Source organism: Bradyrhizobium vignae (assembly GCF_900324035.1).
In the GTDB taxonomy this organism is placed as follows: Bacteria; Pseudomonadota; Alphaproteobacteria; order Rhizobiales; family Xanthobacteraceae; genus Bradyrhizobium; species Bradyrhizobium vignae.
The window spans coordinates 4,709,400-4,723,368 of record NZ_LS398110.1; the positions used below are offsets into that span (position 1 = coordinate 4,709,400).

The following is a 13,969-nucleotide window of genomic DNA, read 5'->3' on the forward strand; positions in this document are numbered from 1 at the left end:
ACCACGACATTTTCTCATCCTTCGCGCGATTGCAATTTTTGCGCCGCATCATATGATGACCGTAATCCTACCTCGCCATCGCCAGGGAGTTCCATCATGGCCGAAGCCGCCGATCCCGTCGTCATCGTCTCCGCCGCACGCACCCCGCTCGGTCGCTTCATGGGCGAACTGTCACCGCTTCCTGCGCACAAGCTCGGATCGCACGTGATTGGGGCGGCGCTGGAGCGTGCCAAGCTCGCGCCCGAGAAGGTCGACGAGGTCTTCATGGGCTGCGTCCTGCCGGCCGGACAAGGCCAGGCGCCGGCGCGGCAGGCGGCACGCAGCGCCGGTCTCCCCGATGCCACTGGCGCCACCACGGTCAACAAGGTCTGCGGCTCCGGCATGAAGGCGACCATGCTGGCGCACGACATCATCCGTGCGGGATCGGCCGACATCGTCGTCTCCGGCGGCATGGAGAGCATGAGCAACGCGCCCTATCTGCTGGCCAAGGCGCGCGGCGGCTATCGCGTCGGCCACGACCGTATCATCGACCACATGATGATGGACGGCCTCGAGGACGCCTATGAGACCGGCCGTTCCATGGGCGATTTCGGCGAGGCGACCGCGGAGGCCTATCAGTTCACCCGCAAGGATCAGGACGCTTACGCAATGGAAACGCTGAGCCGCGCGCGCAAGGCGGTCGAGGGCGGCGCGTTCAAGGCCGAGATCGCGCCGGTCACGCTCACCGAGAAAGCGGGTCCTCGCGTGATCGCCAATGACGAGCATCCGCTCAAGGTCGATCCCGCCAAGATCCCCGGCCTGAAGCCGGCGTTCCGCGCCAACGGCACCATCACGCCGGCCGCCTCGTCCGCCAATGCCGACGGCGCTGCCGCGCTGGTGCTGACGAAACGGTCGCTGGCCGATCGCAACGGTCTGCCTGCTCTCGCAGAGATCAAGGGCCACGCCACCCACAGTCAGGAGCCGCAATGGTTCACGACGGCGCCGATCCCGGCGATCCGCAAGCTGCTGGACAAGGTCGGCTGGGCTGCCTCCGATGTCGACCTGTTCGAGATCAACGAGGCCTTCGCGGTGGTGGCGATGGCAGCGCAGCGCGATCTCGGCATTCCCCGCGACAAGCTCAACATCAACGGCGGCGCGTGCGCGCTCGGCCATCCCATCGGCGCGACCGGCGCGCGGCTGATCGTGACGCTGCTGCACGCGCTCGAGGCGCAGAACCTCAAGCGCGGTATCGCCGCGCTCTGCATCGGCGGTGGTGAAGCGACAGCGATCGCGGTGGAGCGGCTGGCGCACTAGGACCGATGTCCGAAATTAAGGGAAGTCTGTCATTTCAGACTTCCCTTCTTTATGCCAGATTGGAAGCATGACGCGGATCCGGCATGGACCGCCAACAACAACGAGGCCCAATGATCTCGAACTGGCTCGCGGCAGCATTGTCCCGCCGCAACATCCACTACGGCTGGGTGATGGTCGGCGTGACCTTCCTCGCCGCGCTGATCAGCGCCGGCACGGTCGGGGCGCCCGGCGTGTTCATCGTTCCCCTGCAGAAGGAGTTCGGCTGGAGCACGGCGGAGATCTCCTCCGCGCTGTCGATCCGCTTCATCCTGTTCGGGCTGATGGCGCCGTTCGCGGCCGCCCTGCTCAACCGCTACGGCCTGCGCAACGTAACGCTGGCCGCCCAGCTGATCGTGGTCTCGGCGCTCGTAGCCTCGCTCGGCATGACCGAGGTCTGGCAGCTCATCGCGCTGTGGGGCGTGGTGATCGGGATCGGCACCGGCATGACCGCGCTGGTGCTGGGCGCGACCATAGCCACGCGCTGGTTCGCGGCACGCCGCGGCCTCGTGGTCGGCATCATGACGGCGAGCGTCGCCACCGGCCAGCTCGTGTTCCTGCCGCTGCTGGCAAGCCTGACCGAACGGTTCGGCTGGCGGCTCGCGCTCGGCTTCGTCTGCGTCATGCTCGGCGTGTCCGCGCTCGCAGTGCTGCTCGCGATGCGCGACCGGCCGAGCGACGTCGGTCTGCGCCCGTTCGGTGACGACGGCACCGAGCCCCTGCCCGCCCCGCCCGCGAGCCACGGCTCGATCACGGCAGTAGCGCTCGGCACGCTGCGCGACGCCTCGAAGTCGACGGCGTTCTGGATCCTGTTTGCAACCTTCTTCGTCTGCGGCGCCTCGACCAATGGATTGGTGCAGGTGCACCTGATTCCGATGTGCCTCGATTTCGGCATCCCGCAGGTGCAGGCGGCGAGCCTGCTGGCCGCGATGGGCATCTTCGACTTCTTCGGCACGATCATGTCGGGCTGGCTGTCGGACCGCTACGACAATCGCTGGCTGCTGTTCTGGTACTACGGTCTGCGCGGGCTCTCGCTGGTCTTCCTGCCGTTCAGCGATTTCTCGTTCTACGGTCTCTCCGTCTTCGCGATGTTTTATGGTCTCGACTGGATCGCCACGGTGCCGCCGACGGTGCGCCTCACCGCGCAAAAGTTCGGCCCCGAGCGCGCCAATCTGGTGTTCGGCTGGATCTTCGCCGGCCATCAGCTCGGTGCCGGCACGGCCGCGTTCGGCGCCGGTTTCTCGCGGACGGTCTACCAGAGCTACCTGCCCGCGTTCTTCATCGCCGGCGCGCTCTGCGTGTTCGCGGCCCTGATCGTGCTGGCGCTGTCACGGCAGCCGAAACTGCAGCCGGCGGCGGCTTAGTACCTGATCGTGGTGGTGACGCCGAACACCGCGGCGTCACCGATCCGCAAGACTGCGGTTGCACCAGTCGCCCGCACTTTACGGTCATGTCGGCCGCAAAGCCCGCTTGCAGCATCAAGATGCCCAAGCTGCATTGGAAAGAGCGACTTTCAGCTCGAACCACATTCCCGTTAGACTCCCTGGCCAAAACGTGAACAATACCTCCGCACATCACGTGCGCAGTGCACATCAAGATGCGCCAGAGGGAACAAATGCCGGCTGCCTTCCTGTCCTCTGATCCCATCATCCCGACCGCTGCTTTGACCTCCGAGATACGCGATGCGTTGCGCGCGATCGTCGGCGGGAAGGGTTTTATCGAGGACGAACACGGCATGCAGCCGTTCGTGATGGACTGGCGGGGATTGCTGGTCGGCGGTGCCGGCGCCGTCGTTCGTCCTGCCAGCACCGAGGAAGTGTCGAAGGTGGTCCGGCTCTGTCATGAGCACGGCATCGCGATCGTGCCGCAGGGTGGCAACACCGGCCTGATGGGCGGGGCGACGCCCTGGCCTGCGCACACCGGCATCGTGTTGTCGCTCGGTCGGATGAACCGCGTGCTTGATGTCGATCCCGTCGGCTATTCGATGACGGTCGAGGCCGGCTGTGTGCTGCAGACGCTTCAGGAAACAGCAAGCCAATACGACAGGTTCCTGCCACTCAGTCTCGGCGCCCAGGGTTCGTGCATGATCGGCGGCAACCTCTCGACCAACGCCGGCGGCGTGCAGGTGCTGCGCTATGGCAATGCCCGCAACCTCGTGCTGGGGCTCGAGGTCGTCCTGCCGAGCGGGGAGGTCTGGGACGGATTGCGCGCGCTCAAGAAGGACAACACCGGCTACGACCTCAAGCACCTGTTCATGGGCGCCGAAGGCACGCTGGGCATCATCACCAAGGCGGTGCTCAAGCTATGGCCGGCACCGAAGGACGTCTGCACCGCATGGCTGGCGATCCGGGATCCACGCGCGGCGCTGGAGATCCTGTCCGAAGCGCACAGCGCGTCCGAGGACAATGTCGGTTCATGCGAGCTGATGAGCCGCAGCGCGATCGATATGGTGCTGCGCCACATCCCCGGCACCCAGGATCCGCTGAAGGCAGAGACGCCATGGTATCTCCTGCTCGAATGGTCGTCGGCACGCCCACGCCGGGACGGGACCGAGGGCATGGCCGAGAAGCTGGAGCAGTTTCTCGCCGACCAGCTCGAGGCTGGTCGGGTGCTCGATGCCGCGATCGCTCAGACGGTCGGCAAGTCGCGCAACATGTGGCGGATCCGGGAGGGTGTCGCCGAGGCCTCGCGGGCCGAAGGACCTGGGCTGAGCTACGACGTCTCGGTGGCGATCTCCCAGATACCGGAGTTCATCGACAAGGGCACCAAGGCCGTGCTCGACATTCTCCCGAGTATCAGGCCCTACCCGCTCGGACACATCGGCGACGGCAATCTGCATTTCTCGTTCATGGGGCCGGTGGGCATGGATCAGCAGACGCTGGCTCAATACAAGGGCGCCATCACGCGGGCCGTCAACGATCTCATCACCTCGATGGGCGGCTCGATCTCGGCGGAGCACGGCATCGGCATCGACAAGCTCGACGAGCTCAGCCACTACCGCTCGAAGACCGAGCTCGACATCATGCGCACCATCAAGCGGGCGCTCGATCCGCGGAACATCATGAATCCCGGCAAGGTGCTGCGGCTGTGATCCATGCTACGTGGGCGGGTCGCGAAGATGTTGCGACCCGTCCATCGTCTTATCGAGAGTGGGGTCCGCTGTCCTCAAGCCATCGAACCGCCGCGCGGGTTGACGATCGTATACCCTCGCAATGAACGCGCATGGATTCGCGTCGCGTGCCCGCCCGAGTTGGCGTCATAGGCCAGCCAGACGTCGCCTCCGAGGTGCTGCTCGAGGACGAAAACGTGACCGCGTCGCGCAGCAACCATTCCTGGTGCGGGCGATGTCCGCGGAAAGCGCAGCCAGTTGGACGCAAGATTCAATTCCGGCACGATACGACCGAACACGCGCAGAGCCGCGCCGCAGCCGCAGAAAGAGGAAGGGCAGCCGGCTGGACGGCCACCGACAATGCGAGCGCTGGAGACACCGGAGACGGCCGCCGGCGCAACGCTGCCCCCGGCATCAGTCACCGTCAGTTGCGTCGAGCGGTAGGCTTGCAGTGAGGACCTGGAAATCAGCGAAGATCGAGAAGCTAGTGAGGACGTGGAAGTTGAGGACGCGGAAGCCCGCTCGCGTCGCGTCTGCGAATAGGAGAAGTCGCAGGGCATGGTGACATTGCATTCAGGAGCTTGATGAACGCGATATGGCCGCGCTTCCGAAGCGACAGAACCTAAGACAACGAAGAAGCACGCAGAAAATACTCGCTTGAACATTGCAGGACTCCAAATGAGAGACCCTGCCCCGGACAGCGAGGAACCAATAACAGTTTGGCTGAAATGGGGCCTAAAGAGCGGCTGAAAATGCTTGCGCGACGCGGTGCCGCGATCATCGGCGCCTACACGTAGTGACCGACATGATTCAAACGCAATGCGCGAATGCACGTCTCGCGCGAAAAACCTGCTGCATGCAGTCGAGTCCCGGCTCGCATTTTGGAGCGTTGCGGAGCCACTTGCTTGGCCAATATCCGGTTCGTCCCCGATGACAATGCGGCTATGCCTGCAGCAGCGGCATTAAGGGAAGATCCGCTCCTAACGCGCAGGCGCGTGCGGAATCTCCCATTGCTGAAGACGGTCGATTGACGCCTGCCGCTCGTGCTCGGCTAGCCATATCGTGAGAAGAACCAGCGCGCCGGCGAGAGCGCCGATGCCGAAATACAGGTTTCTCATACGCGTTGAATGCAGGACACCGGACAAGGTTCCTATCAGCGCTCCTCTTCCCTGTACTGCTCCTGTACTGCTCCTGGTATTGTCCGGATAGCCAGAACTCGCTGCCACTCACTGCAGCATCGCGGCCGCGATCTTCTCAGCCGACATCAGGACCGGGAAGTTGGTGTTGGCGCATGGCACCACCGGGAAGATCGAGGCGTCGACGACGCGCAGGCCCTGCACGCCCTTGACGCGGCCTTGGTTGTCGACCACCGCCATCGGATCGTCGGCGCGGCCCATGCGGCACGAGCACGAGGCGTGCCACACGCCGATCGTCGCCTTGCGCACGAAGGCTTCCAGCGCCTCGTCGTCGTGCATCACCTGATCGAAGGTGAAGCCTTCCACCACGAAATTGTCGATCATGTAGTGACGCAGCGCCGCCGGACCGTCCATCAGCGCCGCGGCGATCGTGGTGAGTATCCTGTTCCTGGTGTTGACCACGCCGATCTTGCGGACGCGATCGGTATAGGCGGCCGGGAACGGCTTGTCCGTGACCTTCCTGACGACTTCGCTCATCTGCACCGCCGCCATCTTGCGGAAGCCGCTCATGAGGCGATCGAGGTCGCGCCGGTCGGACAGCAGGTTGAACTCGACGATCGGCTCTGCCGAGGGATCGCGCGAGGCAAGCTTGACCTGTCCAGTCTCGGAATAGGTCTTGTTGACGAAGGTCAGGAGCGAGCCGATCTGCGCGCCGACGGCGTGCCAGGCCGATTTGCTGATGACGACGACGAACATGTCGCCCTTGGGCACCCCTGGCAGCCCGGAGGAGTAACGCAGGCCGAGCTGCATGTGGCGCCTGGTGTGCTCGTTCATGCGCGCGCCGCGGCGGACAAAGGACGACAGCGAGATCGAGGGATGATCCATCAGGCGCTGGCCGACGCCCGGCAAGGCCATCAGCACGGGAATCCCTAAGTCCTTGAGGTGACCGACCGGGCCGATACCGGCGCGGAGCAGATGTGCCGGCGAATGGATGGCGCCGCTGGAGAGAATGATCTCGCGTCCGCGGAATTCCTGCTCGCGTCCGTCGACCATTGCGTTGACGCCGACGCAGCGCGTGCCATCGAACAACAGCTCCCGCACTTGCGTGTTGGTGGAGATCGTGAGGTTCGTGCGCTTGCGGGTGTCGCGATCCAGATAGCCCATGGCGGCCGAGACGCGCTGCTCGGCCTGGTTGGAATGCGTCACCGGGAAAAAGCCGTCGACGAACTCGCCGTTCTGATCGGCCACGAATTGATGCCCTGCCTGCTGGAAGGCTTGCGCGAACGCCTCCGAATGCTGCGTCCAGTGCTCCCGCGGGATGCGGCGGACCGGGATCCGGCCGTCCTTGCCGTGATATGGCCCGTCGAAATCGAGGTCGCGCTCGACCTTCTTGAAGAAGGGCAGCACGTCATTCCAGCTCCAGCCCTCGGCGCCCCGCGCCTCCCATTCGTCGTAATCGGTCGGCGCGCCGCGATTGGCCATCTGGCCGTTGATCGACGAGCCGCCGCCCAGCACGCGCGCCTGTTCATATTTGCGTAGCGGCGGACGCGATTCGTTCGGATTGTTGTGGCTGACGACCTGCGTCGTGACCTTCAGCTCGGTCCAATGGAAGCGCGGATCGAAATAGGCCGTGCCGGGATAGCTGTCCCTGATCTCGGCCGGCTCGTTGCCAGGTGGCGTGTCCTGCCCGGCCTCGCACAGCAGGACCTTGTTGGCGCTTCTAGCGGAAAGCCGGTGGGCCAGCACGGACCCCGCCGAGCCGCCGCCCACGATGATGAAGTCGTACACGATTGGCGCTTCCTGTTGTTCTTGTCCGTTAGCAATCCGCCATCCTGAGGTGCGAGGCATGGGACGCAACGCGTCCCATGGAGAGCCTCGAAGGATGCACGGCCCCGATGCAGCCGGGCCGTCGTCCTTCGAGGGCCGCTGAAGAAGCGACCACCCCAGGATGACGGCGATAGAGGCGTCTCATGACCGTCATCGCAGAGGGTTTCTGGATTACTTCGTCACAGCAGTTCCTCGCAAGAACGTTTGAGAGTTCTACGGCCTGATTGAAAAGTTCTCCGGCGGCCCTGCTTTTCGCAGCGGCTCGGCGAGGCGTACGAACTCGCACAACAGCGACCGCGTCTTCCTGGGATCGATGATCTCCTCGACCCAGAATTTTTCGGCCGAGCGGAACGGCGAGCGGAGCTTGTTGAGGCGCTCTTCGATCTCCTTCAGCTTCGCCGCCTTGTCTTCCGCCGAGTCGATGTCGGCGCGGTAGGCGGCTTCGATGCCGCCCTCGAGCGGAAGCGAGCCCCAATAGGCCGACGGCCAGGCATAGCGGATCGAGAAGCGGTCGGCGGGCTGATGCACCACGCCGGCAACGCCGAAGGCGTTGCGCAGGATCACGGTGCACCAGGGCACGGTGGTCTGGTTGACCGCGGCCATGGCGCGGACGCCGTGGCGGATGGTGGCCGCCTTCTCGGCGTCGAAGCCGATCATGAAGCCTGGGCAATCCATGAGATAGACGACCGGCAGATGGAAGGTCTCGGCGAAATCGACCCAGCGCACCACTTTCTGGCAGGCATCCGCGGTCCAGGAGCCGCCGTAGTGGAAACTGTCGCTGGCGAGCAGCAGCACCGCCCTGCCCTCGAGCCGCGCGAGGCCCACGATAACGGGCTTGCCGAAATTCTTGCCGACCTCGAAGAACGATCCCTTGTCGACGACGGACTCGATGATGGGGCGCATCTTGTAGACCTGCTTGCGGTTGCGCGGCACCGCATTCATCAGCGCCTCGTCGCTTCGCTCCGGATCGTCGGTGCAGGGCAAGGTCGGCGGCAGCTCGTAGACCGACGACGGCAGATAGGAGAGGAAACGGCGCGCGCAGGCGAACGCCTCCTCTTCCGTATCGACGGCATGATCGACCGCGCCGGCGCGGGTTTGGATCTCCGCGCCGCCGAGCTCCTCCTTGGTCAGATCCTGCCCCAGCGCCTTCACCACCGGCGGGCCCGCAACGAACATCGCGGACTTCCGCGTCATGATGGAGTAATGGCTGGCGGCAAGGCGCGCGGCACCTAAGCCCGCCACCGAGCCGAGGCCGAGCGCGACCACCGGCACCCGCGACAGATTTTCCGTCGTGAAGCGATACCAGCGCGTGCCGCCGATGCCGCCGGGCAGGTTCGCAGCGCCCTTGGTCTCGATGGTCCTGACCGAGCCGCCGCCGCCGGAGCCCTCGATGATGCGGATGATGGGCAGGCGGAAGTCATGCGCCATCTCCTCCGCCATCAACGGCTTCGCCGAGATCGACGCATCGGCCGAGCCGCCGCGCACGGTGAAATCGTCGCCCACCACCACCACGGTGCGGCCGTCGACGCGCGCGCGGCCGAACACGCAGTTCGCAGGCGTCAGCTTCTTCAGATCGCCGCTGGAATCGTACTCACCGATGCCGGCGACGGCACCGATCTCGTGGAAGCTGCCTTTGTCGATCAGCTTGTCGATACGCTCCCGAACAGTCAGCCGGCCCTGGTCATGCTGTCGCTTGACCTTGTCAACGCCGCCCATCTCCCGCGCGAAGGCTTCGCGCCGGGCGAGCTCGTCGAGTTCCGGCTTCCAGTTCATTCACTCCCTCCGAATTGATCGGCTTGTTGTTGTTGTGCACGGCCATGGCGACCGGCTTACGCGAGATACGGTTGTTGAAGGCGTTGCCCTCCGCGCCTTCCATCAGGCTGCCGAGCGAGCGGCCAAGCTCGAGCATCAGCGGAGCGACTTCGTCATGCAGACGCTGCTCGTCATACATCGCCGACAGCAGGCCGATCGTGATGACCACGAAGGTCTGGTATTGCGGCGACCAGATCGGCACCGCGAGGCCGTTGATGTGCGGGCTCCAAAGGCCGCAGGCCACGACATAGCCGCGCTCGCGCAGCGACTGCCGGTTGGCCTCGATGCGGGGTTTGAGAATCTTGGCAGCCTCGGGGGCTTCCCGCTCCATGTCTGCGACGAAGGCATCGCCGACTTCCGGCGCCAGGGCCGCGGTGTAGGCCGCGCCTGCGGCGGTCGACGCCATCGAGATGCGGCTACCGGTGCCCTCGTGCAGGCCGAGCGCGCTCGCCGAGCGCGCGAACAGGAGATAGACGAGATGGAAGCGATCGGGCACGACGAAGCCGACGGTGCCCGGCAGCTGCTCGGCCACTTCCTGGAGCCGCTGCCGGATCATGCTGCGCAGTTGCGCGCCCTTCATCATCGAGGCGCTCATCGCCACCGCGCTGGGGCCGATGCGATATTTCTGATCGCGCGGCAGATACACCAGCTGGCCCATGCGGGTCAGCGTGTGCGTGAGCCGCGATACCGTCGAGCGCGGCAAACCGCAGCGGTTCGAAATCTCGAGATTGCCGAGCCTCGCCTCGTGGCCCTCGAAGCATCGCAACACATCGAACGCGCGCGACACCACCTGGATGACATCACCCTCACCGGCATCACCAGCGAGCGCACCTTGCCTGCTCAACCGCTCCGAACGTCGTCCCATGATCCCTACCGTCTGTTTCGCTCTGCGGAATTAAATTCCACTTGCAGACGACGCTACCTCAGGCATTTTGCGACGACAACAAAAAGGCGATGGCATGCCAGAAATTAAGATCGTCACCGAGGTCGCGGGACGCATCTGCGCAACTCCCGTGCAAGTTGGAGGAACCGTCGCAGATGGCGATGACGTTGTGGTCGTCGAAGCGATGAAGATGGAGATCCCGGTGCTTTCGCCGGCGAACGGCACGATCACATCGCTTCTGGTGAAGCTCGACGACGTCGTCGCCGAGGGACAGGCGATCGCGATCGTCACGAGTTGAGTGTTTTATCCGGTCGTTTCCGCGACAATCTGTCAGCCGCATTCCCGCATGCACGCTACGGCGTTGCCATCGCGAATGCCCGGTGACATGATCTGCTCAAACAAAATTCTGTTTCAAACAAAGAAAGAAAATCTTCGCGACGAACGCGGGGATCATCGGAGGGAAACATGCTTCGTGGGCTGCTCATGCTCGCGCCTGCCTTGGTGGCGGGCTTTTCTTTTGCGTCTACACGCTATGCGTTGGCCGAAGACATCAAGCTGCCGGCGACATTGACGTTCACTGCCTATGACACCGGCACCGCCGGCTTCAACATCGCGGTCGGGGTCGGCAAGATGATGAAGGACAAGTACGGCACCGACGTGCGCGTGCTCCCCGCCGGCAACGACGTGGCGCGTCTCGCGCCGCTGCGCGCCAAGCGCGCGGTTACCGCGGCGATGGGATCGGGCACTTACTTCGCGCAGGAAGGCGTGTTCGAGTTCGGCTCGAAGGAATGGGGCCCGCAGCCGCTCCAGATCCTGCTCTCGACCGTCGACTGCAATTGCGGTTCGCTTGCGGTGGCCGCCGACACCGGCGTGAAGGAGCTGAAGGACCTCAAGGGCAAGCGCGTCGGCTTCGTGGTCGGCTCGCCCGCGCTGAACCAGAATTCACTCGCGGTGCTCGCCTTTGCAGGGTTGACGCAGAAGGACGTCAAGACGGTCGAGTTCGCAAGCTATGGGGCGATGTGGAAAGGGTTGATCAACAACGACGTCGATGCCGCCTTCGGCACCACCATCACCGGCCCCGCCAAGGAGGCCGAGACCTCGCCGCGCGGATTGATCTGGCCGCCGCTGCCGGCCAACGACAAGGAAGGCTGGGCACGGATGCAGAAGGTCGGCTCGTTCTTCTTTCCGCAGCTTGCGACCTGCGGCGCCGGCATCTCGCCGGAGAAGCCGGTCGAGCTCGGCAACTACCCCTACCCGATCTTCGTCGCCTATGCCTCGCAACCAATCGACCAGGTCTACGCCATCTCCAAGGCGATGATCGTCAATTACGACGCCTACAAGGATTCCGCGCCCGGCGCCGGCGGGCTCGCGGCCGATCGCCAGACCAAGAACTGGGTGGTGCCGGTGCATCCCGGCGCCGTGAAGGCGCTGAAGGAGGCCGGGCAATGGAGCGACGCGCAGGAGGCGCACAACAACAAGCTGTTCAAGCGCCAGGAGGTGCTCGCCGCGGCGTGGACGGAGTACGGCAAGTCCAATCCACCCTCAGACGACAAGGCGTTCCTCGACGGCTGGATGAAGGCGCGCGCCGCCGCGCTGGCCAAAGCCGGCATGCCGAATGGGTTCGAGGAATAGAAGGTGGCGTTACCGGACTCGATCGCTGTCACGCGAGAGGTGCACTCCCTCTCCCGCTTGCGGGAGAGGTCGAGGAGCGCGCGGCGCTATCGATTCAACCACTCGCCATTCACGTAATCAGCAATGGCCAGTCCACGCGCGGGGTCGCTCATGTCCTCTTCCACTTCCTCCGCCTCGCAAGACGAGGCCAAGCGGGTCGTGTTCGACGATCCGCATGGCGCCGCCGGCAACATGCAGGAGGCGGAGGTGACGCGCGTGCGCACACTTCGCGGCGGCTGGCGCTGGGCGCTGGTGGCAGCAACCGCGGCGACGATCCTGCTCTGCATCAACCAGCAATTCTCGCTGCGCTTCTTCGTCGGCTACACCCAGCTCAACACGGAGTATTTCTATCTCCTGATCGCGCTGATGCTGCCGTTCACGTTCCTCATCTTTCCGGGCACCGAACGGGCGCCGCTCGACCGGATCCCCTGGTATGACCTCGTCCTGTTCGTCGCGACCTTCGCGGCGTCCCTCATGCTGATGTCGAACGTGCGCAAGGCGGCGGAGGCCGGCTGGGAATTCGGCGGTGCGCCCAACACCGTGATTGCGGCAGGTCTCGTGATGTGGGTGTTGCTGATGGAGGCGCTGCGCCGCACCGGCGGCTGGAGCCTGCTGCTGAGCGTGCTGCCCTTCACAGTCTATCCGCTGTTCGCCGAGGCTGGCTGGCTCGGGCCGTTCCGCGGCACGCAGTCGACGCTCGAGCAGGCGACCGCCTATCACGTGCTCTCGGGCGAGAGCCTGCTCGGCATTCCCATCCAGGCTTTTGCCGACACCGTGATCGGCTTCCTGGTGTTCGGCACCGCGCTGATGATGACCGGGGCCGGCAAATTCTTCATCAATCTGGCCTTTGCACTGTGCGGCACCTTCCGCGGCGGCGCCGCCAAGGTCTGCATCTTCGCCAGCGGCCTGCTCGGCATGATGTCCGGCTCGATCATCTCCAACGTGCTCACCGCCGGCACCATGACCATCCCCGTGATGAAGAAGAGCGGCTTCCGCGCCTCCTATGCCGGCGCGATCGAGGCCTGCGCCTCGACCGGCGCGGTGCTGGCGCCGCCGGTGATGGGCGCCACCGCTTTCGTGATCGCGCAGTTTCTCAACGTCAGCTACGCCGACGTCGCGGTCGCAGCGATCATTCCGGCCGCGCTCTATTATGTCGGGCTGTTCATGCAGGTCGACGCCTATGCCGCGCGCCACAAGCTGAAGGGCATTCCGCGCGCCGAGCTGCCGCGGATCATGGATACGATCAAGGACGGCTGGTACTACGTCTTCGTCATCGCGCTCCTCATCGTGATGCTGCTCTACTTCAAGCGCGAGAGCCACGCGCCGTTCTACGCCACCGCGCTGCTGCTGGTGCTCAACCAACTCTTCTCCAAGGACACGCGCTGGACGTTGGCGACCATCGGTAAATTCCTGGAGGTCAACGGGCGCACCTTCGTCGAGCTGGTCGGCATCCTCGCCGGCTGCGGTCTCCTGATCGGCGCCTTCTCGATGACCGGCGTGGTGTCGAGCCTCGCCAACGACCTGCTGCACATCGCGGGCGACAACGCCTTCCTGCTGCTCGGCATGTGCGCTCTCACCAGCCTCGTCCTCGGCCTCGGGCTGACGACGACGGCCTGCTACATCTTCCTCGCCATCCTGGTCGCGCCCGCCTTGGAGAAACTCGGGCTGAACCGCATGGCCGTGCACATGTTCATCTTCTACTGGGGCATGCTGTCCTCGATCACGCCGCCGGTTGCGATCGCCTCCTTCGCGGCCGCAGGCATCGCCGGTTCGCCGGCCATGAAGACGGGCTGGGAATCGATGTGGGTCGGCAGCATCATCTATTTCCTGCCGTTCTTCTTCGTGCTCAATCCAGCGCTGGTGCTGCAAGGGCCGAGCCCCTATCTGGCCGGCCTCGGCCTGATGGGCCTCGCCGCCTTCGGCACGCTGTTCATCTGCGGCGGGATCCAGGGCTACCAGCCCTTCGTCGGGGACCTGCGCGCCGCCGGCGCGCTGGAATGGCCAATCCGCCTGCTGCTCGTGATCGGCGGCTTCGTGGTGGCGACCCCCGGCGGCGGGATCATGCCGCTGTCACAGTGGCAGGTCACGCTTCTCGGGCTTGCGATACTCGCACCCACGATTCTGATCACCCTGTTGCTGGTGCGGCGGCAGTCGCCCTTGCCGAACGGGTTGCGCGTGCCCTGATTGCGTTGCACAAGGGAG

General features: G+C 64.7%; 10 protein-coding genes. 6 read left to right on the forward strand and 4 right to left on the reverse strand.

The window, feature by feature from the left end:
• Positions 1-96: 96 nt before the first annotated feature.
• The 3 genes from BRAD3257_RS23030 to BRAD3257_RS23040 all read left to right on the forward strand — a co-directional run bounded on the left by BRAD3257_RS23030 (position 97) and on the right by BRAD3257_RS23040 (position 4,420).
• Entirely contained in the window at positions 97-1,293 is a 1,197-nt protein-coding gene (locus BRAD3257_RS23030) for an acetyl-CoA C-acyltransferase (protein WP_122403721.1), read from the forward strand.
• Between the two features lie 110 nt (positions 1,294-1,403).
• Positions 1,404-2,693, forward strand: coding sequence for an MFS transporter (locus tag BRAD3257_RS23035; protein ID WP_122403722.1), 1,290 nt, complete (start codon positions 1,404-1,406; stop codon positions 2,691-2,693).
• A 251-nt stretch (positions 2,694-2,944) separates the two neighbouring features.
• On the forward strand, positions 2,945-4,420 hold the full coding sequence (locus BRAD3257_RS23040; protein WP_122403723.1) for an FAD-binding oxidoreductase: 1,476 nt from the start codon (positions 2,945-2,947) through the stop codon (positions 4,418-4,420).
• Between the two features lie 74 nt (positions 4,421-4,494).
• Here BRAD3257_RS23040 and BRAD3257_RS40400 read toward each other — a convergent pair whose 3' ends face one another.
• From BRAD3257_RS40400 to BRAD3257_RS23060, 4 genes are all read right to left on the reverse strand, one after another.
• On the reverse strand, positions 4,495-5,103 hold the full coding sequence (locus tag BRAD3257_RS40400) for a hypothetical protein (RefSeq protein WP_122403724.1): 609 nt from the start codon (positions 5,101-5,103) through the stop codon (positions 4,495-4,497).
• Between the two features lie 561 nt (positions 5,104-5,664).
• Complete coding sequence (locus BRAD3257_RS23050) at positions 5,665-7,362, reverse strand: GMC family oxidoreductase (protein WP_122403725.1); 1,698 nt, start codon at positions 7,360-7,362, stop codon at positions 5,665-5,667.
• 252 nt (positions 7,363-7,614) lie between these two features.
• Positions 7,615-9,174, reverse strand: a complete 1,560-nt coding sequence (locus BRAD3257_RS23055) for an acyl-CoA carboxylase subunit beta (RefSeq protein ID WP_122403726.1) — start codon at positions 9,172-9,174, stop codon at positions 7,615-7,617.
• Positions 9,104-10,078: an IclR family transcriptional regulator gene (locus BRAD3257_RS23060; protein ID WP_122403727.1), complete on the reverse strand. Its 975-nt coding sequence runs from the start codon at positions 10,076-10,078 to the stop codon at positions 9,104-9,106. Before BRAD3257_RS23060 ends, BRAD3257_RS23055 begins: the two co-directional genes overlap by 71 nt.
• 94 nt (positions 10,079-10,172) lie before the next feature.
• On the opposite strand from BRAD3257_RS23060, the gene BRAD3257_RS23065 reads away from it, so the two are divergent.
• The 3 genes from BRAD3257_RS23065 to BRAD3257_RS23075 all read left to right on the forward strand — a co-directional run bounded on the left by BRAD3257_RS23065 (position 10,173) and on the right by BRAD3257_RS23075 (position 13,951).
• Positions 10,173-10,394, forward strand: coding sequence for a biotin/lipoyl-containing protein (locus BRAD3257_RS23065; protein WP_122403728.1), 222 nt, complete (start codon positions 10,173-10,175; stop codon positions 10,392-10,394).
• A 167-nt stretch (positions 10,395-10,561) separates the two neighbouring features.
• Positions 10,562-11,728, forward strand: a complete 1,167-nt coding sequence (locus tag BRAD3257_RS23070; RefSeq protein ID WP_122403729.1) for a TAXI family TRAP transporter solute-binding subunit — start codon at positions 10,562-10,564, stop codon at positions 11,726-11,728.
• A 150-nt stretch (positions 11,729-11,878) separates the two neighbouring features.
• Positions 11,879-13,951: a TRAP transporter permease gene (locus tag BRAD3257_RS23075; protein WP_122403730.1), complete on the forward strand. Its 2,073-nt coding sequence runs from the start codon at positions 11,879-11,881 to the stop codon at positions 13,949-13,951.
• Positions 13,952-13,969: the final 18 nt, after the last annotated feature.